This is a genomic window from Paenibacillus sp. 102 (assembly GCF_039549175.1).
In the GTDB taxonomy this organism is placed as follows: Bacteria; Bacillota; Bacilli; order Bacillales; family Bacillaceae_G; genus Bacillus_A.
In genome coordinates this window covers 482421-504601 of record NZ_JBCGHT010000001.1, presented here as the reverse complement: position 1 = coordinate 504601, position 22181 = coordinate 482421, and the positions used below count along the sequence as shown (strand labels likewise).

The 22181-nt window shown below is 36.0% G+C and carries 29 protein-coding genes and 1 pseudogene; 23 read left to right on the top strand and 7 right to left on the bottom strand.

Going from position 1 to position 22181, the window contains the following annotated elements:
• Positions 1-95 precede the first annotated feature (95 nt).
• Positions 96-596, top strand: a complete 501-nt coding sequence (locus AAIE21_RS02615) for a DUF3993 domain-containing protein (RefSeq protein ID WP_343265330.1) — start codon at positions 96-98, stop codon at positions 594-596.
• Positions 597-607: 11 nt separating this feature from the next.
• Here AAIE21_RS02615 and AAIE21_RS02610 read toward each other — a convergent pair whose 3' ends face one another.
• Positions 608-850: a glutaredoxin family protein gene (locus tag AAIE21_RS02610; RefSeq protein WP_343265329.1), complete on the bottom strand. Its 243-nt coding sequence runs from the start codon at positions 848-850 to the stop codon at positions 608-610.
• 233 nt (positions 851-1083) lie between these two features.
• On the opposite strand from AAIE21_RS02610, the gene AAIE21_RS02605 reads away from it, so the two are divergent.
• The 12 genes from AAIE21_RS02605 to AAIE21_RS02550 all read left to right on the top strand — a co-directional run bounded on the left by AAIE21_RS02605 (position 1084) and on the right by AAIE21_RS02550 (position 9652).
• Positions 1084-1320 (top strand): YkuJ family protein, encoded by a 237-nt coding sequence (locus AAIE21_RS02605; RefSeq protein WP_000055151.1) that lies wholly within the window; start codon positions 1084-1086, stop codon positions 1318-1320.
• Positions 1321-1537: 217 nt separating this feature from the next.
• Entirely contained in the window at positions 1538-1687 is a 150-nt protein-coding gene (locus AAIE21_RS02600; RefSeq protein WP_343265328.1) for a hypothetical protein, read from the top strand.
• Positions 1688-1762: 75 nt separating this feature from the next.
• Complete coding sequence (locus AAIE21_RS02595; RefSeq protein WP_343265327.1) at positions 1763-2281, top strand: ribonuclease H-like YkuK family protein; 519 nt, start codon at positions 1763-1765, stop codon at positions 2279-2281.
• A gap of 82 nt (positions 2282-2363) precedes the next feature.
• Complete coding sequence (abbA, locus tag AAIE21_RS02590) at positions 2364-2555, top strand: antirepressor AbbA (RefSeq protein WP_343265326.1); 192 nt, start codon at positions 2364-2366, stop codon at positions 2553-2555.
• 246 nt (positions 2556-2801) lie between these two features.
• Positions 2802-3245: a cyclic-di-AMP-binding protein CbpB gene (cbpB, locus tag AAIE21_RS02585; protein ID WP_343265325.1), complete on the top strand. Its 444-nt coding sequence runs from the start codon at positions 2802-2804 to the stop codon at positions 3243-3245.
• Between the two features lie 366 nt (positions 3246-3611).
• Positions 3612-4469, top strand: a complete 858-nt coding sequence (locus tag AAIE21_RS02580) for a LysR family transcriptional regulator (RefSeq protein ID WP_481858649.1) — start codon at positions 3612-3614, stop codon at positions 4467-4469.
• A 71-nt stretch (positions 4470-4540) separates the two neighbouring features.
• Positions 4541-5263 (top strand): 2,3,4,5-tetrahydropyridine-2,6-dicarboxylate N-acetyltransferase, encoded by a 723-nt coding sequence (dapD, locus tag AAIE21_RS02575; protein WP_343265324.1) that lies wholly within the window; start codon positions 4541-4543, stop codon positions 5261-5263.
• 58 nt (positions 5264-5321) lie between these two features.
• Entirely contained in the window at positions 5322-6452 is a 1131-nt protein-coding gene (locus AAIE21_RS02570; protein WP_343265323.1) for an N-acetyldiaminopimelate deacetylase, read from the top strand.
• Positions 6453-6656: 204 nt separating this feature from the next.
• A complete protein-coding gene (locus tag AAIE21_RS02565) occupies positions 6657-7205 on the top strand; it encodes a peroxiredoxin (protein ID WP_343265322.1) in 549 nt (182 codons plus the stop codon).
• A 72-nt stretch (positions 7206-7277) separates the two neighbouring features.
• Positions 7278-7736: a TlpA disulfide reductase family protein gene (locus AAIE21_RS02560; RefSeq protein ID WP_343265321.1), complete on the top strand. Its 459-nt coding sequence runs from the start codon at positions 7278-7280 to the stop codon at positions 7734-7736.
• Positions 7737-8033: 297 nt separating this feature from the next.
• A complete protein-coding gene (locus tag AAIE21_RS02555; protein WP_343265320.1) occupies positions 8034-8900 on the top strand; it encodes a cytochrome C oxidase assembly protein in 867 nt (288 codons plus the stop codon).
• An 86-nt stretch (positions 8901-8986) separates the two neighbouring features.
• Entirely contained in the window at positions 8987-9652 is a 666-nt protein-coding gene (locus AAIE21_RS02550; RefSeq protein WP_343265319.1) for a potassium channel family protein, read from the top strand.
• A 47-nt stretch (positions 9653-9699) separates the two neighbouring features.
• Here the strand turns inward: AAIE21_RS02550 and rnjA are convergent, their stop codons facing one another.
• Both rnjA and AAIE21_RS02540 read right to left on the bottom strand, forming a co-directional pair.
• Positions 9700-11367: a ribonuclease J1 gene (rnjA, locus tag AAIE21_RS02545; protein ID WP_343265318.1), complete on the bottom strand. Its 1668-nt coding sequence runs from the start codon at positions 11365-11367 to the stop codon at positions 9700-9702.
• A gap of 3 nt (positions 11368-11370) precedes the next feature.
• A complete protein-coding gene (locus tag AAIE21_RS02540; protein ID WP_343265317.1) occupies positions 11371-11583 on the bottom strand; it encodes a DNA-dependent RNA polymerase subunit epsilon in 213 nt (70 codons plus the stop codon).
• Positions 11584-12175: 592 nt separating this feature from the next.
• On the opposite strand from AAIE21_RS02540, the gene AAIE21_RS02535 reads away from it, so the two are divergent.
• Positions 12176-12949 carry a Cof-type HAD-IIB family hydrolase gene (locus AAIE21_RS02535; protein WP_343265904.1) on the top strand — a complete coding sequence of 258 codons (774 nt, stop codon included), beginning with the start codon at positions 12176-12178 and terminating at the stop codon, positions 12947-12949.
• A gap of 61 nt (positions 12950-13010) precedes the next feature.
• Here the strand turns inward: AAIE21_RS02535 and def are convergent, their stop codons facing one another.
• The gene (gene def / locus AAIE21_RS02530) at positions 13011-13565 is read right to left on the bottom strand and encodes a peptide deformylase (protein ID WP_343265316.1); all 555 of its coding nucleotides are present in this window, start codon (positions 13563-13565) and stop codon (positions 13011-13013) included.
• 135 nt (positions 13566-13700) lie between these two features.
• Positions 13701-13781: pseudogene (locus tag AAIE21_RS29565) on the bottom strand (YjcZ family sporulation protein); the annotation flags it as partial.
• Between the two features lie 580 nt (positions 13782-14361).
• On the opposite strand from AAIE21_RS29565, the gene pdhA reads away from it, so the two are divergent.
• From pdhA to AAIE21_RS02500, 5 genes are all read left to right on the top strand, one after another.
• Entirely contained in the window at positions 14362-15477 is a 1116-nt protein-coding gene (pdhA, locus tag AAIE21_RS02520; protein WP_000536894.1) for a pyruvate dehydrogenase E1 component subunit alpha, read from the top strand.
• Between the two features lie 3 nt (positions 15478-15480).
• A complete protein-coding gene (gene pdhB / locus AAIE21_RS02515; RefSeq protein WP_174099246.1) occupies positions 15481-16458 on the top strand; it encodes a pyruvate dehydrogenase complex E1 component subunit beta in 978 nt (325 codons plus the stop codon).
• A gap of 92 nt (positions 16459-16550) precedes the next feature.
• Entirely contained in the window at positions 16551-17843 is a 1293-nt protein-coding gene (gene pdhC, locus AAIE21_RS02510; RefSeq protein WP_343265315.1) for a pyruvate dehydrogenase complex dihydrolipoyllysine-residue acetyltransferase, read from the top strand.
• A 5-nt stretch (positions 17844-17848) separates the two neighbouring features.
• Positions 17849-19261, top strand: a complete 1413-nt coding sequence (gene lpdA / locus AAIE21_RS02505; protein ID WP_343265314.1) for a dihydrolipoyl dehydrogenase — start codon at positions 17849-17851, stop codon at positions 19259-19261.
• A 279-nt stretch (positions 19262-19540) separates the two neighbouring features.
• Complete coding sequence (locus tag AAIE21_RS02500; protein WP_343265313.1) at positions 19541-19768, top strand: hypothetical protein; 228 nt, start codon at positions 19541-19543, stop codon at positions 19766-19768.
• A gap of 1 nt (position 19769) precedes the next feature.
• Here AAIE21_RS02500 and AAIE21_RS02495 read toward each other — a convergent pair whose 3' ends face one another.
• On the bottom strand, positions 19770-20162 hold the full coding sequence (locus AAIE21_RS02495; RefSeq protein WP_343265312.1) for a DUF1885 family protein: 393 nt from the start codon (positions 20160-20162) through the stop codon (positions 19770-19772).
• Between the two features lie 134 nt (positions 20163-20296).
• Here AAIE21_RS02495 and AAIE21_RS02490 point away from each other — a divergent pair, with 134 nt between their 5' ends.
• The 4 genes from AAIE21_RS02490 to AAIE21_RS02475 all read left to right on the top strand — a co-directional run bounded on the left by AAIE21_RS02490 (position 20297) and on the right by AAIE21_RS02475 (position 21306).
• Complete coding sequence (locus tag AAIE21_RS02490; protein ID WP_003199960.1) at positions 20297-20593, top strand: DUF3055 domain-containing protein; 297 nt, start codon at positions 20297-20299, stop codon at positions 20591-20593.
• A 196-nt stretch (positions 20594-20789) separates the two neighbouring features.
• A complete protein-coding gene (locus tag AAIE21_RS02485; RefSeq protein WP_343265311.1) occupies positions 20790-20918 on the top strand; it encodes a GapA-binding peptide SR1P in 129 nt (42 codons plus the stop codon).
• A gap of 62 nt (positions 20919-20980) precedes the next feature.
• Positions 20981-21112: a GapA-binding peptide SR1P gene (locus tag AAIE21_RS02480; RefSeq protein ID WP_006095811.1), complete on the top strand. Its 132-nt coding sequence runs from the start codon at positions 20981-20983 to the stop codon at positions 21110-21112.
• A 62-nt stretch (positions 21113-21174) separates the two neighbouring features.
• The gene (locus AAIE21_RS02475; protein WP_343265310.1) at positions 21175-21306 is read left to right on the top strand and encodes a GapA-binding peptide SR1P; all 132 of its coding nucleotides are present in this window, start codon (positions 21175-21177) and stop codon (positions 21304-21306) included.
• A gap of 33 nt (positions 21307-21339) precedes the next feature.
• On the opposite strand, the gene AAIE21_RS02470 is transcribed toward AAIE21_RS02475, so the two are convergent.
• On the bottom strand, positions 21340-22170 hold the full coding sequence (locus tag AAIE21_RS02470) for a protein-glutamine gamma-glutamyltransferase (protein ID WP_343265309.1): 831 nt from the start codon (positions 22168-22170) through the stop codon (positions 21340-21342).
• Between the last annotated feature and the right edge of the window lie 11 nt (positions 22171-22181).

Sequence of the window (22181 nt, the reverse complement as noted above, 5' to 3'; positions counted from 1 at the left end):
GTAAAGATTTTACGAACGAAACCATCCCTTTCTTTGCATAATCATTGTTACAATGAATACTACAAAGACAAGCTCTGTTAAAGGAAGGTGAAAGAATGAGAAAATATGGAATTTGGTTTGTTCTATTTCTATGTGTTGCCTTTCTAGTTGGGTACAGTGTTACAACGGTTCTTGGTAAAGAAGAAATAAAAGTGGATCGAAAAGAGGTATTTACAACGATTCAAAAGGGATATGAGGCACAATTTTCAATTCGTGGGAAGCATTTATCGATGGGTAAAATGTATGATGCGTTGACACCTTATTTTACAAATAACTTCCTTCAAGTTTTTACGGATGAAAATAGCAATGGTGATAAGCAAAGTGGTGAATATTTACTCCCTGCAAAAGAAGCTCCTTTTTCTTTTACTGCTCAAACGAAATTAGCATATAACGAAGAACATAGACTTTTATACGTATATGAACAGGTGAAAAATGAACAATATCAAATTATTACGTTGCAAAAAGAAGAAGGGAAATGGAAATTAGCTGGTTACCATGAGAGTCAGCAACTTTTAACGGAAATGAAAAAATTACAAGAGTTAAAAGAACAGGAATAGGTAAAGGACGCCTATTCCTGTTCTAGGTTTAGTAACTGTTGCAACTTTTCAATTTGAAAACCAGAGACAACCTCTCCGTCAATGACAACAGTTGGAGTTGAGTATGAGTTATAGTCATATAAAAGACGATTGCGAGCAGAATTATCCTTTTTGACATCAAATTCTTCGTATGTTACGTTATTGTGCTTTAAAAACTCTTTTACAATGGTACACGGTGGGCAGTCTGGTTGTGTATAAACCTCGATTTTTTTCATTATAATTCCTCCTCTTTTTCTGCTTTTTATTATATTCTGCAGCTTTAAAAACCGCAATAAAGAAAGATAAAGATTTTCTTTCTGCTTTTTCCTTCTTTTTTCGACAAATTTTAGTTGAGTTTCTTGCCAAGAAGCTTTATCCTAGAGTGTGGAACATTTTTTCTGTTATGACGGATAGAATGAGTATAGCTGTAAAACCTATTGGTAGGAAGATTAGAGAAAGGGGAGATTTCATGTCTCTACTCCAAGGAATTTTAACTCGACTTGTTAGTCTACAAGAACAAGCTGAAAGCGGTGAAGTAGCACAACGCTATTTTGAAGTGAACGGTGAACGTAAATGTAGCGTGAAATTTTTTGATAAAAGTGAAATGTATGAGTTAGAAGTGTATCAACAAGGTGAAAAGCCACAAGTATATCAATTCGATAATATTGATATGGTTGCGATCGAGATTTACGATATTATTTCTTGATACATACGAAGAAGGTACCGCGAGGAGCGGTACCTTTTTTGGTGATTTGAATAATAACTTTATTTTTCACTAATAGGTAGTAAGAGTATAAGGATTGAAGGAGATATATGGGTGATAGCTACTTGTAAAGGCCTCACTGATGAAATTCTGCTTTATATGTATAAGATTTTTTTGTTCTTCCTACACTGATATTAAAAGTTAGAAAGGAATGTGGAATGTGGAGCGATTACCAATTGTTGTTTGTCCAAAATGTCATATGTCATTTGAAATGAATCATGTATTAACGGCTCAGTCTAATCAGAATGTAATTTATACCTGTCCAGCATGTAAGTATTCCATTCGAAATATAGAAACGAGTAAAGGATAATTAAGTCATATTTTGCTCTTTTGTCCCATACAATGAGAATGCAAAAAGTCTGTCTAATTGAAGGGACGTGACTATGTGGACGGTGAGTATCGATTTTATAACATATCAGAGAGGGATATGGATTTTGAAACAGTTTTCTCACGCATTTGCAATTTTATTGAAAGGGATCCACGTAATTTATATCGACTATCTATTGGAACAGATTCACAAGTGCATCAAAAAGGTACCCGTTTTATTACGGCAGTGCACATTCATCGTGTTGGAAAAGGAGCATGGGGATGCTTGAAACATAAAGTTTTACATAAAAAACCACCTACCTTACGTGAAAAAATATATTTAGAAACACAGTTTAGCCAAGAAGTCGCCTGTTTGTTTACACCGGAACATATAAGGCGTATATGGGAGTTATTACACCCATATGCCCATGAAGGAGCTGGATTTGTAATGGAAATCCACTTAGACATAGGAAAGGATGGATTAACAAAAGAATTTATTTCGGATATGACAACGAAGGTGAAGGCTATGGGGCTAACTGCAAAAATTAAACCTGATGCTTATGCGGCTTTTAGTTATGCAAATCGCTATACGAAATAAAAAACTGAATTTTTTATCTATTAAACTAAACGAATATTTTATATAATAAATAATAAGGAAAAAAGCATAAGGAGAGGAAGATATGCAGAAGGAAGTCACTTTAACAAAAGAAGAAGAAAGCTTGTTGTTAGATATTTTATTTCGACAAAACTATGCTAGTGAAATTCTAGCTGTTGAGCTTACAGATATTGAAAGTGGTTTGAAAACAACTGATATTTCCCAATATAGAAGAATTACAAGGTTATTTAATCGATTGAAAAATGAAGGATACTAAGCGCTACCAGAAAGGTAGTCTTTTTTTTGTGTTCTATGGTAAAATGGAGTGTGTATCATTATTTTTGTTGGAATAAACTAAGGACAAAATAATAATATGAAAACGCTATCATATGATATGAATAGAACTGGGAAATAAAGTGGAAATTTTAGCCGTGGATATGAATAACTGTGAGCAGTAAGTCTTATGGATTGTCTATTGGAGATCATGTTAGCAGGAAAAAAGGGAGAAAAATGGGGGGATAATATGATTAGTATTCCGAAAGGTGAGTTTCAACAAGTTTTTGTTAAAGATTTAATGATTTCATCAGAAAAAGTTGCACATGTTCAAATCGGAAATAGCTTAGAACACGCTTTACTTGTTCTTGTAAAGTCTGGATATTCTGCGATTCCTGTTTTAGATCCTATGTATAAATTACATGGATTAATAAGTACTGCGATGATTTTGGATGGTATTTTAGGATTAGAGCGCATTGAATTTGAAAAACTTGAGGATATGAAAGTTGAGCACGTAATGAAAAAGGACATTCCAAATCTCGGGCTTGAGGATTCATTTGCTAAAGCATTAGAAATGACAATTGATCATCCATTTATTTGTGCTGTAAACAATGATGGGTACTTTGAAGGGATTTTAACAAGGCGTGCTATTTTAAAATTGCTGAACAAAAAAGTAAGACAGTATAATCGATAAAGAAGGGTAAGCGACTTCGAATAAAAAGAGAAGTCGCTTTTTTATCATGCGTCTCTTTTTCGTTTTACCTGGCTATTTGCAGTCAGAGCCTTCCCATCTCAAGGTTAAGGGAAAGGCGAGAAGGGGGTAACTGTTCGTAAAAAAAACGATTGGTAAGGGCTAATAATGAGTGAGGATGTGGGATACTCCCGTTGATTAAAGTTTCACTTTATATAGATTGACTTAAACAAGTATAAAAGCTTAGGTGAAATGCCAATCCATCCAAGCTTCTCGAAAATAAAAATAAAATATTGCATGTTAGAGAATTGTGCAACGTATATATTGAGGTTAGATGGTTACATGTAAGATAAGGAAAGAGGGAGAAAGTTGCAAATTGATGATTTTCAAATGATGGTTGTTTTAGCGCAGGAATCCAATATGAGAAAAGCTGCAGAGCGCTTATTCGTTTCACAGCCTGCACTCAGTCAACGCTTACAATCAATGGAAAAACAATGGGGAATGAAATTTTTTATTCGTTCTCAAAAAGGCTTGACAATTACACCAGAAGGGGAAAAAGTGGCCAATTATGCGAAGGATATGCTGCAAAGAGAAGAAGCAATTAAAAGTGAATTAGCAATCTATCGTACGGAAACATACGGAACATTAAAGATAGCTGTGGCATCTGTGATTGGACAATATTGGTTACCACCTGTTTTAAAGAGATTTGTACAAAAATACCCATTTGTTAAAATATCCCTTTTTACAGGGTGGAGTAGTGAAGTACAAAAGCATTTTTATGAAGGGGATGTCCATGTCGCTATATTACGAGGGAAACAAGAATATAAAGGGCATAAAGAGCAATTATTTGAGGATGAGCTATATTTAGTTGACACAGAAATTAAAGATATTTCGATGTTGAAAGATACAAACAGACCGTTTATACAATTTAAAAGCGACTCGACATACTATGGACAAATTCAGAATTGGTGGTATGGATTATTTTCTAATCCTCCTAAACGAACGATTGTAGTTGATCAAATTGAAACATGTAAGCAACTCGTTTTAAATGGAATTGGTTATGCGCTGTTACCTTCTACGGTTTTAAAAGAAGTAAGAGAAAAGACGTATAAAACGCCTGTTCAGTTGAATCGAGAAACGTGGCTATTGACAAGTGATTCTGCAAGGCAATTGAAACAAGTACAAGCGTTTTTAGATATTATAGAAGAAATTCAAACGGAAAAATAAGATTATTGTCTTGCTAGTAGCTCTTTCGTTTGGTAGAGTAACATTATAAATGGATTTAGGAGGCAACAAGCATGAAAATGATGGATGCAAACGAAATTATTTCGTTTATTCAAAAAAGTGAGAAGAAAACTCCTGTAAAGGTATACATAAAAGGGGATTTAAAAGAAGTAACATTCCCTGAAACAGTACAAGCATTTGTGAATAAAAAAGCTGGTGTTTTATTTGGAGAATGGTCTGAAATTAAGACAATTCTTGAAGAAAATAAAAAGCATATTGTAGACTACGTTGTCGAAAACGATCGTCGTAATTCTGCAATTCCAATGCTGGATCTAAAAGGCATTAAAGCTCGTATTGAGCCAGGTGCAATTATTCGTGATCATGTTGAAATTGGCGATAATGCAGTTATTATGATGAATGCAACAATTAATATTGGTGCAGTAATCGGCGAAGGTTCAATGATCGATATGAATGCAGTGCTTGGCGGACGTGCTACAGTAGGTAAAAACTGTCACGTTGGTGCTGGTGCTGTACTTGCAGGTGTTATCGAGCCACCTTCTGCAAAACCAGTTATCGTTGAAGACGATGTTGTAATTGGTGCAAACGTAGTTGTTTTAGAAGGTGTTACAGTTGGTAAGGGTGCAGTTGTTGCAGCAGGAGCGATTGTAACAGAAGATGTACCGCCATATACAGTAGTTGCAGGTACACCAGCGCGTGTTATTAAAGAAATTGATGAGAAGACAAAAGCGAAAACAGAAATTAAACAAGAACTTCGTCAATTAAATCCGGAAAAATAAAGAACGAAAGCGTAAGGGCAAATAAGCTCTTACGCTTTTTATAAATGGTGGTGGAGATATGACAGTCAGTAAATATGTACAAATTCGTAGAGACTTACATAAGATTCCAGAGTTAGGCTTTCAAGAGTGGAAAACACAACAATATATTTTAAATTATATCGGCACCCTTCCTAGTGAATATCTGGAAGTGAAAACATGGAAAACAGGTGTTATCGTTAAAGTAAAAGGAAAAAAACCAGAAAAAACAATTGGATACCGTGCAGATATTGATGGCCTACTAATTCCAGAGGAAACAGGATATGAATTTACTTCTGTTCACGAAGGAATGATGCATGCATGTGGTCATGATTTTCATGCTACAATTGGTTTGGGACTTCTAACCGCCATTGTAAATGAAAGAATAGATGATAATCTTGTTTTTCTATTCCAACCAGCTGAAGAAGGTCCAGGTGGCGCCCTTCCTATGTTAGAAAGCGAAGAGTTGAAAGAATGGAAACCAGATATGATTCTTGGTCTGCATATCGCACCTGAATATCCAGTAGGGACAATCGCAACAAAAGAAGGATTGCTATTTGCAAATACATCAGAACTATATATCGATTTAAAAGGAAAAGGTGGACATGCAGCATATCCACATACTGCAAATGATATGATTGTTGCGGCAAGTCACCTTGTTACACAGCTACAATCGATTGTTAGTCGTAATGTAAATCCACTTGATAGTGCAGTTATTACAATTGGTAAAATCACAGGTGGTACAGTTCAAAACATTATTGCAGAAAAATCTCGCTTAGAAGGAACGATTCGAACTTTATCTGTCGAATCAATGAAACGAGTGAAAAGTAGAATTGAAGCAATTGTTGCAGGGATTGAATATGCGTTTCAATGCGAAGCTGTTATTGATTATGGAGCAATGTATCATCAAGTATATAATCATGAAGAGTTAACGCAGGAGTTTATGATGTTTGCATCTGAGCAAACAAATATGAACGTTGTTACATGTACAGAGGCCATGACAGGGGAAGATTTCGGGTATATGCTTCGTGAAATCCCAGGATTTATGTTTTGGCTTGGAGTAGACTCAGAATATGGTTTACATCATGCAAAGTTACAACCAAAAGAAGAAGCAATTGAACAAACCATTGCGTTTTTAAATCAATATGTAAAGTGGAAAGGGAACAGGGGATAAAGCCTGTTCTTTTTCATATGAAAAATATAATTTATAATGCATTTTTTTTGTAATTCTAACACAATACTTTATAATGGTAGATGGAGGGATAAGTTGTTAGTGATTTATTTTATAATTATGAAATGAAATTGACTGAAAACTGATTCCTCTTACATACTCCAAGAGTAGACAATATATGATAAAAAATTGCGGAGGTTGATACATATGGCAGAACGTATGGTAGCAAAACAAGCTCCACGCTTTGAAATGGATGCTGTTATGCCAAACAAAGAATTTGGTAAAGTAAGTCTGGAAGAGGTTATGAAACAGGATAAATGGACAGTACTTTTCTTCTATCCAATGGATTTCACTTTCGTATGTCCAACAGAAATCATCGCACTTTCTGATCGTTATGATGAGTTCGAAGATTTAGATGCAGAAGTAATTGGTGTATCTACTGATACAATCCATACTCACTTAGCTTGGATTAACACTGAACGCACGAAAAACGGTTTAGGTGAATTAAAATATCCTCTAGCTGCTGATACGAATCATGTAGTATCTCGTGATTACGGTGTATTACTTGAAGAGGAAGGTATTGCACTTCGTGGTTTATTTATCATTAGTCCAGAAGGCGAATTAATGTATCAAGTTGTACATCACAACAACATCGGCCGTGAAGTTGATGAAGTAATTCGTGTTCTTCAAGCTCTTCAAACTGGTGGACTTTGCCCAGCAAACTGGAAACCAGGTCAAGCAACTTTAAACGTTTAATTTTATCGTGAAATATAGGGGTCTAACAATATTTTGTTAGACCTTTCTCTACATCTGTAAGGAGGAGAAATCATGAAATTACGTCAACCAATGCCTTCTTTAGACGGTGCAACAACAGTATTAAATGGAGAAGTAGTACGTGAATCACTAATTGGCGAAAAGCCAACACTTATTCATTTTTGGTCTGTTAGTTGTCACTTATGTAAAGAAGCGATGCCAGATATTAATACATTCCGTGATGAATATAAAGAGCAATTAAATGTTGTTGCGGTTCATATGCCACGTTCAGAGGATGATTTAAACCTTGAGCAAGTGGAAGCAGTTGCAAAAGAGCATGGGATAGCCCAAACAATTTTGATAGATAATCAACACAAGATTGCAGATGCATTTGAAAATCAATATGTACCAGCATATTATGTGTTTGATAAAAATGGTGTGCTTCGTCATTTCCAAGCAGGTGGAAGTGGGATGAAAATGCTAACAAAACGAGTGAATCGTGTGTTAGATGAAGTGAAAAAAGAAGCTGAATAAGATGTGGATTTTTCTACTTACACGCTAGGGTAGTTTGGAGGTAGAAGTTTCTTTTGATATGCGCAAAACCTCCTTTTCATAGGAGGTTTTTTTATCCCTTATTAACGGGCAGTAAGATTACAACCGATTAAAGTTTCACTTTATAGATAATAGGATAAAGGAGAGATATGCCTCCTATGTGCTGATTTAGAAATGAAAATTTTACTGAAGGAAATGGAACTGTATGTTTTAGTTTACTTTTTATACGAAAAATGTGTAAAATCAATGTGATACATAGAAAAAAGGGTGGGGAATCAGGTGCAGATTGGCAGTGCAATTTTATGTTTCTTTTTATACGCATATGTTATTATTGCAGCGGTTTATTTCGGAATAAGTTTTTATGCATATCGCTTAACGAATAAACGCGAATATGAAGAAACATATAAATGGGTGAAAGGTTATTTATCACCAGTATTAGAAATTATGAATGGATTTGTTCTTTTTTTATTTATTGGTTTAATTGCTTTTTCAACAAGCTTAGTTGGAAACAAGACAACGTTATTTGTAATTGGTGTGATTATTTTTATGCTTTTAGGTATTCGCATAGGAAATGCTGTATTTTGGAATGAAAGAAAGATTGATGGGTGGACAGGTATGCTGATTCCAAGTATGCTAGCGGCTATTGTTACGAATATAGAACATGAATATAATCAGCTACATTTTTGGTTAATCATTGTATTAACAATTTTATCTGTTCTGTATATAAGTACAGCATTTTTAACGTATTGCGCAAATGAAAAAGGCGATTCTAATGGACTTCGATTCTTTCGAAGACGAGCATTATTTTGGAGTGTTCCCACGATGTTAGTCATTGGAATTATCGCACTTGTTGTAAATGGATATAATTTTGCGAGCTGGGAAGTATTTTTAGAAACTTGGTGGATTTTTAGCATTTCATTTTGTGCATTTTTAGGAGCAACTCATTATTTATTTCATCAACAACATTATAAATGGGCGCTCTTATTTGCTTTTACACAGCTCTTATTTGCCTTTTTTGGTCAAGAAACATTATTATTTGTGTTTCAAACGTTTAGTTCGTTTGGAAACATTTTTGTTTTTGGTATGCTCATTTGTATTATTGCATTTTATTTGCAGCAGTATTTCTATATTCAAAAACAAAAATAAATATAGGTTGATTGCTAGTCTTTGTGGCAAATATAAAGTGTGCTACAATAAAATAGACAGGACTTGATTTTATTGGAGGAATTCATGTGAGTGAGAAAGAGAAAGAATTTGCTGTCATTGGACTTGGACGTTTTGGGGGCAGTATTTGTCGTGAATTAGCCCAATTAGGTATGGAAGTAATGGCCATTGATCTTAATGAAGATAAAATAAATGAATTTGCAAATATTGCTTCGCATGCAGTGATTGCTGATTCAACAGATGAAATGGTTTTAAAAAGTCTCGGTATTCGTAATTTCGATCACGTTGTTGTTGCAATTGGTGATAATCTGAATTCGAGTATTTTAACAACTCTTATTTTAAAGGAATTAGGCGTAAAAAATATTACTGTTAAGGCGCAAAATGATTATCATGAAAAAGTGTTAAGTAAAATTGGAGCTGACCATATTGTTCACCCAGAGAGGGATATGGGAAAACGAATTGCGAACAATATTGCTTCAAGCAACGTATTAGATTACTTAGAACTTTCAGATGAGCATAGTATTGTAGAGATTATTGCCAATAAAAAGATTGATGGACACTCTTTAATTGAACTGGATATTCGTGCAAAGTTTGGATTAAACATTGTTGCAATTAAGCGAGGGAAGGAAGTTATTGTTTCTCCTCGAGCTACAGAAAATATTCAAGCAGGCGATATTTTAATTGTAATCGGTCATGATGATGAAGTTGATCGATTTAAACATTATTTAAGATAGAATGAAATAGAAAAAGGACAATGCCCAGGAGGCATTTGTCCTTTTTCTTATATTTCCATAATGATTGGTAAAATCATTGGACGACGTTTTGTTTTTTCGTATAAGAATGGTGCTAATGTATCTGTAATTTCATTTTTAATTTCAGACCATTGTGTTGTTTTTCGCTCCATTACTTTTTCTAAATGAGTAGTAATTAAAGTTTGTGCATCATTAATTAAATCGCTACTCTCACGCATGTAAACGAATCCACGAGAGATAATATCAGGTCCTGCTGCAACTTTAAATTCTTTCATATCAATGCTGACAACAACGATAACAAGCCCCTCTTCAGAAAGAATGCGACGGTCACGAAGTACAATGTTACCAATATCACCAATACCGTTTCCATCAATGTAAACAGATCCAGATGGGATTTTTCCAGCAACGTTTGCTTCGTCTGAACGTAAGGCAAGAACATCACCATTATCCATAATGAAGCAATTTTCTTCTGGAATACCACAATCATTTGCTAATTTCATGTGCATACGTTGCATACGATATTCTCCATGAATTGGCATGAAGTATTTCGGTTTAATAAGACGTAACATAAGTTTTTGTTCTTCTTGTCCACCATGACCGCTTGTATGAATATTTGAAAGTTTTCCATGAATAACATCAGCGCCAGCGCGGTATAACATATTAATTGTGCGGCTTACGCTAACTGTATTACCTGGAATTGGTGAAGAAGAGAAAACAACTGTATCGCCAGGAATAATTTGAATTTGACGGTGTGTTCCATTCGCGATACGAGAAAGTGCCGCCATTGGTTCTCCCTGACTACCTGTACATAAAATAACGACTTTGTTAGCTGGTAGTCTATTTAGTTGGGACGCTTCTATAAATGTATCCTTTGGACAGCGAATATAACCAAGATTATGACCGATTTCAATTGCCGCTTCCATGCTTCGACCAAATACAGCCACTTTACGATTGTTTTCAACAGCTGCTTCAACAACTTGCTGCAAACGATGAATATTCGATGCAAAGGTTGCGAATATAATACGCCCTTCTACTTTACGGAAAATATCTTGAATGCTATCACCAACACGGCGTTCAGACATCGTAAAGTTAGGTACTTCACTGTTCGTACTATCGGATAAAAGACAAAGCACGCCGTCTTTGCCAATTTCGGCCATTTTTGTTAAGTCTGCTGGGTCACCTACTGGTGTGAAATCAAATTTAAAGTCACCTGTGTGGACAATTTGTCCTTGCGGTGTTTTCACGACAACTCCATACGAATCTGGAATGCTGTGCGTTGTACGGAAGAACGATACAGATGTTTTTTTGAATTTAATAACATCATCTTCTTGAATTTCGTAAAGTTTTGCTTTTCGAAGTAATCCGTGCTCTTCTAATTTGTTTTTAATTAAAGCAATTGCTAATTTTCCGCCGTAAATTGGGATGTTCACTTGACGTAACAGGTAAGGGATACCACCAATGTGATCTTCATGACCGTGCGTAATGAATAAACCTTTAATTTTATCTTCGTTTCGTACAAAATAAGTGTAATCAGGAATCACATAGTCGATTCCGAGAAGTTCGTCTTCTGGAAACTTAATTCCAGCATCAATTATAATAATTTCATCTTGAAATTGGACAGCATATGTATTTTTGCCGATTTCACCGAGTCCACCAAGAGCGAAAACGGCTGCCTGATCATTTTTTAGGAATTTCATAAATTATACGATCTCCGTTAATGTTAAATCCGCATTTTCTTTTTCGTATTCAAGATGAGCGCCAGTGACAGATTGGACAAACTCGATATTATATGCGAACTTTTGTAATTTTGTACGAACTTCTTTTTGGGACTCAGCTTCTAAATATAAAACTTTTGTATTTTCACGTACTGGAACCTCAGTCATTTTTTCTTGATAGAATACTTTAAAAATCATTGGGAAAACCTCTCCTTGTCTATGTTTTGCATTATCTGTTACCTATTATAAAGCAAATAGGCATGATTTTCATGTTTTTTCGAATGAGAATGAAGAAAAAGCCCGAAATGGGCACGATTTAAGCTATGGTCTTTTTACGGACTAAATCTTTTAAATATCGTTTTAGCTTTTTCTTCAGCTTCTTCAGCATGATTACTCCTTCCTTTCCTTATTTCAAACATGCATGCTTATTTTTTGTTTATTAGTAGTAACTCTTCATCTCCATATACTAGGAAATCATAGAAGATAAATGAGGGAATTGCTGTCCGGATGCTCAGTGATTTTATTGGCTCGTGCAGACGTAATCTCGTGTTACGTTTTTTGCTCTCGCAGGCAGTATGCCCTCAGTTATGAATATAGTATGAGATAGATTAGAAAAGAAAATTCATTTAAACAAATATCAATATTCTTTTGATAGTATATGCATATGGTGAAAATAAGGTTAGAAAGTGAACGCTTTCTTCACAGATGTTTAATATGTTATACTTTTTTTTAGGATTTGAAAAGAAGTAGTTAAGGTAGGAACATAGAAGGGGTAGAAAGGGTTTTGAAAATGAATGATAAAATCGTCTTTTTTGATATTGATGGAACATTATTAGATCATGATAAAAAAATTCCACAATCTACAAGAGAAGCAGTGCGTACGTTGCAAGAAAAAGGAGTACATGTGGCAATTGCGACAGGGCGTGCGCCTTTCATGTTTGAAGATATTCGCAATGAGCTTAATATTCATAACTATGTTAGTTTTAATGGCCAATATGTTGTATTTGAAGATGAGGTTATATTTAAAAATCCACTACAACCTAATACGTTACATGCATTTACAACATTTGCGAAGCAAGAAGGATACCCACTTGTTTATTTAGATCATAAGGATATGAAAGCGACAGTAGAATACCATGATTATGTAAAAGAAAGTTTTGGAAGTCTGCAATTTGAGCATCCATTGTACGAACCAAGTTTTTATGAAAATCGTGACGTTTACCAAACGCTTTTCTTCTGTCAAGCTGGTGAGGAAGAAAAGTTTATTCATGATTATCCAGATTTTCATTTTATTCGCTGGCATGCGTATTCTATGGATATTATCCCAAATGGTGGTTCAAAAGCAAAGGGAATTGAAAAGTTCATTGAGAAATTAGGATTTAAGCGTGAACAAGTCTATGCTTTTGGAGATGGGTTAAATGATCTAGAAATGATTGAAGCAGTTGGAACAGGAATTGTAATGGGGAATGGTCATGAAGATTTGAAAAAACTTGCTAATTATGTGACGAAAGATGTTAGTGAAGATGGGATTCTTCATGGTTTACAGTGGGCTCGTTTATTGTAACAAAAGAGTGTGGGAACCATTTCAATATAGAAAAAAGCAGGAGCTGAAGCTTCTGCTTTTTTTATCTTTCGAACGGTTTTGCGTCATCAGGAGATGCAAAAGGATTTTCTTGATTAATGTGGTCATAGAACATTATGCCATTTAGATGATCAATCTCATGTTGAAATACAATCGCTGGTAACCCTTTTAAACGTAATTTTATCTCTTCACCATCGATAGTAGTTGCTTTAACTGTGATTCGTGTATAACGCGGAACATAGCCAGGTACTTCACGATCTACAGATAGGCATCCTTCGCCACCAGATAAGTATGTACGTTCAACAGAGTGGCTAATAATTTTTGGATTGAATAAAGCATAGCTGTATAATGTCTCATTTATATCAGTAACATGAACAGCAATCATTCTTTTTGAAATGCCGATTTGTGGTGCAGCTAGCCCAATTCCTGGACGTAAATTATATTTTTCAACCATTTCAGGGTTTTGACTGTTTATTACAAATTCAATCATTTCTCGTAGTGTACGTGTATCTTCCTCATTTGCCGGCAGAGGTACTTCTTCTGCTACTGCTCGTAGAATGGGATTTCCTTCACGAATTACATCATTCATTGTAAGCATTCACAATCTCTCCTTTCTTCTTTAGTCTACCAAAGGAGTTGAAAAAAGTCATGATAAAGTACATAGCATGTGTTTAGTAAAAAAAGAACAGACGGCACAGCCGCCTGTTTCTTTCCATAGTTGTTTTGTTTTACATTAACGAATGCAAGCAGCACCAACGATAATTAAAAGGATAAACAATACAACGATTAAGGCAAAGCCGCGTCCAGATCCGCCACAAGAACCACCATAGCCGTAGGAAGGATATGAGCAAGTTGTTGGATAGCAATATGAGTATCCGTACATGAGATGACCTCCTTTATCATTTCCCGCTAATACTGCGGTTACTATAATGTATGGAGTAATAGGAAGGAATGTATGGGTGTTTGCCTAGAAAAGGAAGAAGTGTTTGCATATTTTTATTGTAAAGAGAGAAAAACTAAGTAGAATTAAATCGTTTACATATTATTCTAAGGTCAAAAACAGGTTAAATAGGGAATAATATAACAGTAGGTTACTGCCTACTAATACAGATGTGAAAATAAAAACACGTACGTATGGTGGAAACCTCGATGTTATTCATAAAAAAACGTAACCAAAGTAATTGACATCGTGATTAGAATAGTTGTAAACTAAAAAACGTGATCAAGATTGTATTAATATGTTTCTGAAAAAACATTAGTACAGATTGTTAGGTACACAAAATTATTCTCAACCGATTAGGTTTCCTGTCGGTTTACATGGTTGCGTTTTTTTCTAGCTAATTGCTAGTGAAAGCGTTTCAGAATATGGTTCAAGAGAGGAAGAGGTGAACGGAATGGGTACTAAAACAAAAAAGACCCTATTTAATGTTGATGAGCAAATGAAAGCTATCGCAGCTCAATTTGAAACATTACAAATTTTAAATGAAAAAGGCGAAGTTGTGAATGAAGCAGCAATGCCGGAATTAACTGATGATCAATTAAAAGAATTAATGCGCCGTATGGTGTATACTCGCGTACTAGATCAACGTTCTATTTCTTTAAACCGTCAAGGACGTTTAGGTTTCTACGCACCAACAGCTGGACAAGAGGCTTCTCAATTAGCAAGTCATTTCGCACTTGAAGCAGAAGACTTCATCTTACCAGGATATCGTGATGTTCCACAATTAGTATGGCATGGTTTACCATTATACCAAGCATTCTTATTCTCTCGTGGACACTTCATGGGTAACCAAATGCCTGAAAATGTAAATGCACTTGCTCCACAAATCATCATCGGTGCGCAAATCATCCAAACTGCTGGTGTTGCGTTAGGTATGAAATTACGTGGTAAAAAATCTGTTGCAATTACTTACACTGGTGACGGTGGTGCTTCTCAAGGTGACTTCTACGAAGGAATGAACTTTGCAGGTGCATTCAAAGCTCCAGCAATCTTCGTAGTTCAAAATAACCGTTATGCAATCTCTACTCCAGTAGAAAAGCAATCTGCAGCTAAAACTGTAGCACAAAAAGCAGTAGCAGCAGGTATTTACGGAATTCAAGTAGACGGTATGGATCCATTAGCTGTATACGCAGCAACTGCTTTTGCTCGTGAGCGCGCAGTAAACGGCGAAGGTCCTACTTTAATCGAGACTTTAACATTCCGTTATGGTCCACATACAATGGCTGGTGATGACCCAACTCGTTACCGTACAAAAGATATCGAAAACGAATGGGAACAAAAAGATCCAATCGTACGCTTCCGTGCATTCTTAGAAAACAAAGGCCTATGGTCTCAAGAAGTAGAAGAGAAAGTAATCGAAGAAGCAAAAGAAGATATCAAACAAGCAATTGCTAAGGCTGACCAAGCTCCAAAACAAAAAGTAACTGATTTAATGGAAATCATGTACGAAAAAATGCCTTACAACTTAGCTGAACAATATGAAATTTACAAAGAAAAGGAGTCGAAGTAAGCCATGGCTCAAATGACAATGATTCAAGCAATCACTGATGCTTTACGTGTTGAAATGAAAAATGATCCTAACGTACTTGTGTTTGGTGAAGACGTTGGTGTAAACGGCGGAGTATTCCGTGCTACTGAAGGTTTACAAGCTGAATTCGGTGAAGACCGTGTAATGGATACTCCACTTGCAGAGTCTGGTATTGGTGGACTTGCAGTTGGACTTGCACTTGAAGGATTCCGTCCAGTTCCAGAAATCCAATTCTTCGGTTTCGTTTATGAAGTAATGGATTCAATTTCTGGTCAATTAGCTCGTATGCGTTATCGTTCTGGTGGACGTTGGACTGCTCCAGTAACAGTTCGTTCTCCATTCGGTGGTGGTGTTCATACTCCTGAACTACATGCTGATAGCTTAGAAGGATTAGTGGCTCAACAACCTGGTCTAAAAGTTGTTATTCCATCTACTCCATACGATGCAAAAGGTCTTTTAATCTCTGCGATTCGTGACAACGATCCAGTTATCTACTTAGAGCATATGAAATTGTACCGTTCATTCCGTCAAGAAGTACCAGAAGGCGAATACACAATTGATTTAGGTAAAGCTGATATCAAACGTGAAGGTACAGATGTATCTGTTATCGCTTATGGTGCGATGGTTCATGCTGCATTAAAAGCTGCTGAAGAACTTGAAAAAGAAGGTATCTCTTTAGAGGTTGTTGACTTACGTACAGTTCAACCACTAGATATCGAAACAATCATCGCTTCTGTTGAAAAAACAGGCCGCGTAGTTGTAGTTCAAGAAGCTCAAAAACAAGCTGGTATTGCAGCTAACGTTGTAGCGGAAATTAACGACCGTGCAATCTTAAACTTAGAAGCTCCAGTTGTACGTGTTGCAGCTGCTGATACAGTATTCCCATTCTCTCAAGCTGAGAGCGTATGGTTACCAAACCATAAAGATATTGTTGAAGCTGTTAACAAAGTAATGAACTTCTAATTTTAGTTTTTCATGTGCAAAAGAAATCAGCACATGCTGATTTCTTTTGTGCTTATTCCATAATAATGATATGAATCAGGGGGCTGAATTCCGTGGCATTTGAATTTAAACTACCAGATATCGGCGAAGGTATCCACGAAGGTGAAATCGTTAAATGGTTTATTAAACCAGGCGATGAAGTAAACGAAGACGATGTACTTCTTGAAGTACAAAATGATAAAGCAGTTGTAGAGATTCCTTCTCCTGTTAAAGGTAAAGTACTTGAAGTACTTGTAGAAGAAGGTACAGTTGCAGTAGTAGGAGATACTTTAATTAAGTTTGACGCTCCTGGATACGAAAACCTTAAATTTAAAGGTGACGACCATGACGATGCTCCAAAAGCTGAAGAAGTGAAAGAAGAAGCTCCAGCAGCAGCGGCAGCAACTCCAGCAGCAACTGAAGAAGTAGTAAATGAGCGCGTAATCGCTATGCCATCTGTACGTAAATACGCTCGTGAAAAAGGTGTAGACATTCATAAGGTAGCTGGCTCTGGTAAAAATGGCCGCGTTGTAAAAGCTGATATCGATGCATTTGCAAATGGCGGACAAGCAGTAGCAGCAACTGAAGCTCCAGCAGCAGTAGAAGCTACTCCAGCAGCAGCGAAAGAAGAAGCACCAAAAGCACAACCAATCCCAGCTGGCGAATACCCAGAAACTCGTGAGAAAATGAGCGGTATCCGTAAAGCGATTGCGAAAGCAATGGTTAACTCTAAACACACAGCTCCTCACGTAACATTAATGGACGAAGTGGATGTAACAGAACTTGTTGCTCATCGTAAAAAGTTCAAAGCTGTTGCAGCTGACAAAGGTATTAAATTAACTTACCTTCCATACGTTGTAAAAGCTTTAACATCTGCATTACGTGAATTCCCAATGTTGAACACTGCTTTAGATGATGCATCTTCAGAAATCGTTCATAAGCATTACTTCAACATCGGTATCGCAGCTGATACAGACAAAGGTCTATTAGTACCAGTTGTTAAAGATACAGATCGTAAATCTATCTTTACAATCTCTAACGAGATCAATGAGCTTGCTGGTAAAGCACGTGAAGGTCGTTTAGCTCCAGCTGAAATGAAAGGTGCTTCTTGCACAATTACAAATATTGGTTCTGCAGGTGGACAATGGTTCACTCCAGTTATCAATCACCCAGAAGTAGCAATCCTTGGTATTGGCCGTATCGCTGAGAAACCAGTTGTGAAAAACGGTGAAATCGTTGCAGCTCCAGTATTAGCATTATCTCTAAGCTTTGACCATCGTTTAATTGACGGCGCAACTGCTCAAAAAGCATTAAACCAAATTAAACGTCTATTGAATGACCCACAATTATTAGTAATGGAGGCGTAATAACAATGGTAGTAGGAGATTTCCCAATTGAATTAGATACAGTCGTTGTTGGTGCAGGTCCTGGTGGATACGTTGCGGCAATTCGTGCAGCACAATTAGGTCAAAAGGTAGCAATTATTGAAAAAGCTAACCTTGGTGGCGTATGCTTAAACGTTGGATGTATTCCTTCAAAAGCGTTAATCAATGCAGGTCATCGTTATGAGAATGCAATGCATTCTGATGACATGGGTATCACTGCAGAGAACGTAAAAGTTGACTTTACAAAAGTTCAAGAATGGAAAAACGGCGTAGTTAAGAAATTAACTGGCGGTGTTGAAGGCCTTCTTAAAGGTAACAAAGTTGAAATCATTCGCGGTGAAGCTTACTTCGTAGATGCTAACACATTACGCGTAATGACTGAAGATGCAGCTCAAACTTATACGTTTAAAAATGCTGTTCTTGCAACTGGTTCTACACCAATCGAAATTCCTGGATTCAAATACTCTAAACGTGTTATCAACTCTACGGGTGCATTAAGCTTACCGGAAATTCCTAAAAAACTTGTTGTAATCGGCGGCGGTTATATCGGTATGGAATTAGGAACTGCATATGCTAACTTCGGTACAGAAGTTACTGTAGTAGAAGCTGGCGATGAAATCTTAGCTGGTTTCGAAAAAGCAATGAGCTCTGTTGTTAAACGTGCTCTTCAGAAAAAAGGCAACGTAAACATCCATACAAAAGCTATGGCTAAAGGCGTTGAAGAAACAGAAAACGGCGTAACAGTTAGTTTCGAAGTTAAAGGCGAAGTACAAACTGTAGAAGCTGATTATGTATTAGTAACTGTAGGTCGTCGTCCAAATACGCAAGAAATCGGTCTTGAGCAAGTTGGAGTTAAAATGACTGACCGTGGCATCATCGAAATCGATGAGCAATGCCGTACAAACGTATCAAATATCTATGCAATCGGTGATATCGTTCCTGGACCACCATTAGCTCACAAAGCTTCTTACGAAGGTAAAGTAGCTGTTGAAGCAATTAGTGGCCATGCGTCAGCAATCGATTACATTGGAATTCCAGCAGTATGCTTCACTGATCCAGAATTAGCATCTGTTGGTTACACTAAAAAACAAGCTGAAGAAGCTGGAATGAGTGTATCTGTATCTAAATTCCCATTCGCTGCAAACGGCCGTGCATTATCATTAAACAGCACAGACGGTTTCTTACAACTTGTAACACGTAAAGAAGACGGTCTTCTTGTAGGTGCACAAGTTGCAGGTGCAGGTGCTTCTGATATTATCTCTGAGATTGGTTTAGCTATCGAAGCTGGAATGACAGCAGAAGATATCGCTCAAACAATCCACGCTCACCCAACATTAGGTGAAATCACAATGGAAGCAGCAGAAGTTGCTCTTGGAATGCCAATTCACATTGTAAAATAATTTGAATAAGTAAAACAACCCGTCTCTTAAACGATAAGAGACGGGTTGTTTTGTATGTAATGGGAATGTATCGATTAAAGCTTTAATCGAGCTAACAAAGTCATTATGTATATTTGCTGAATGAATATGTAATACTATATAGCTCAAATTAAAATGTACGTAACTTTAATAGAAATATACTGGATTCAAATCCATTAACATCTTTTCGTATTATGTAATGGATTTGAGTCCAATACCATATCTTATTATAGAATAGAGCATGTCAAAGGAGACGGTTCCATGAAAATCATACATGTTATATTTTATCATTTCCTTTTATGGAGTGGATTTTCTATTGTGTTATTCTTATCAAATGGTGATAAGTTTCATTATAAAGTGATGCTTTTTTTCGTATTCCTTTACCTAGCGTATGTAATTGCTTATGTTGTTCTTAGTGTGAGAAAGCAGGCGTTATTTCTTACTTGCGCAAATAGTATGCTTTTTTTGATGGTATCCTTCCTTTTTTGAACTAGCGTTTATAAAAATACATTGTTCTTCCATTAAATAACCTTAATTCACCCTCTAATTTCTTTGCTAAAAAACGGCAGAATTCATTTGCTTTTCCTTTATCCCCAAATGTTGCAGTAGAAGGTAAGGAGATTTGAACGAAAGATTGTTCCTTCTCTGTTCCAACTCCTACATAAATAGAATTATATCGATCATGACTAGACTTTAGCTCAAGTGTAGTATCGGATGTATCAAGTATCTCGTAGGGAAATGCAACGTTAGTATATGCATAGCTAACTTGCACACCGGTTTGGGAAGTAATTGTTCGATAATAATGAAAAAGTTGTTTTACATCTTCTAATGAGACAGCTTGTTGTTTAGATTTAGGTACAAGTTTAATAAATGCATGTTGCATAAAGATTTCCTCCTGACATAATATATATAGTTATTTTAACACTGTTGCAAATTTTTTGACAATTAAAAAGGGTTCATTACTCGTTTTGTTTAATATATACAAGTAGAAAGTGTTGTGAAGGAAGGAGTGAGTAAATGTTTGAAAAATTGTATGATGAGCATGAAAGTGTGAAGGTACGATTTCTAGGGTTTATGACACATGAAAACCGTTATGATTTTGGGGTTATTTATACAAATATGTTTTTTGGGAAACCTCTTGTTGTTTGCATGCAGACAGGGAGAGCGACTCTACTAGGACAAGACGATGTAGATAATGTTCAACATTTACAACAGGTCTTTAAATTACAATCGGAGGAGGAAGCGGATGACCTAGCACAGTTTTTTAAATTTCTTGTACCGCCAACTTCCTTACATGCTGAATATGAAGAATAAATAAATGCAAACAGTCGTACTTATTAAGATATGACTGTTTTTTTACGTTATTGTCTCATACTAATGTAAAATAAAATTTTTAATGTGTTATACTAAAAACCTATTGACGTAAAAAGTATAACATATTAAAATAAAGACAGAAAGTTAAGCGGTTACAAAAAGTTTTTGGGATTATAAACTTAGGGGGAAATGAAAAATGGGAACAATCGTATGTCAAGATTGTGAAGGTACAATTGCACACTTCGAGGATGAGAAAGTAACAGTACTTTACGGGAAATGTGGATCTTGCGGATGTGATCACAAGGAGCATACAAAAGCCCAATAATATATAGGAATCTTGCAACTATAAAAAGTTTTTAGGACCATAAACTTAGGGGGAAATGAAAAATGGGAACAATCGTATGTCAAGTTTGTGAGGGAACAATTGCCCACTTTGAAGATGAAAAGACAACAGTACTTTACGGGAAATGTGGATCTCATTGCGAATGTGATCACAAAGAACATACAAAAGCCCAGTAATATATAGAACGTGTAAATATGAAGGTTTCAAATCATAATTCAAACTCAGGGGGAAATGAAAAATGGGAACAATCGTATGTCAAGTTTGCGGTGGAACAATTGCCCACTTTGAAGATGAAAAGACAACAGTACTTTACGGGAAATGTGGATCTCATTGCGAATGTGGTCACAAGGAACATACGAAAGCCCAATAATTAAAAAGCGTCTGCATATTGCAGGCGCTTTTTTTAATAGATTGTAGTTGTGTGACCAACCGTTGCAACAATTGCATCATCTCGAATGGGAATGAATTTGAATGTTGTTTGTAGACTGTTAGTAGGAGTATATTGGCTCATGAGGCGGCTATCTATGCGGGTAATAAAATCTGTTAAATATGCTGAGATAAAGGCATAGGGAATTCTTCGTTCATTTAATAAATAAATGATTTGTTCTTTTGTTTGTACTCCTACACCATGCCCGTAAAAAAAGAAATTCCCTAAATAAATCGCATTCTCTCCTTGCCATTCAATGGAGGTTGGATTCACTTGTGGATTTTTAAAGTAAACAAGGTCACCAGGAACGATATCACCGCCGGTTTTTGTTATTAGTTTTAAATCTCGATCATAATCCCATGTATAAAGTAGAAGGTTTGCAAACAGACGATTAAATGTTTCTTCATCATATAATGCTAATAGTGCTTTGTAAAAAATAATAATCATTGCTGTTGCACATTCTGTTCCGTACTTTTTCCCATTTTTAAAAATATCTCGTATCGCGACGGAGGGTGGTACATTTGGAAGTAGTTGAAATCCTCCCAGTGATGTCCTTTGCCAGAATTCAGGGTTACAATAAGATTGCTGGAATGTACGGAACTGAAGTCCACTTTGAAAAAGTTCTAAGGCAGATGTAATAATATGAATTCTTAAATTTAGATCGAAACTGAGTTCATCAGCTGTTCGGAATACATATACTTCTTGATTTCCAGCCATGATGGCTAATATTTGTTGTTTCTCAGTAGCGAACGGTTCGTTTTCACTCGTGATATAAGGATGTACAATAGAACGACCAATCACAATCATAACTGTATCCC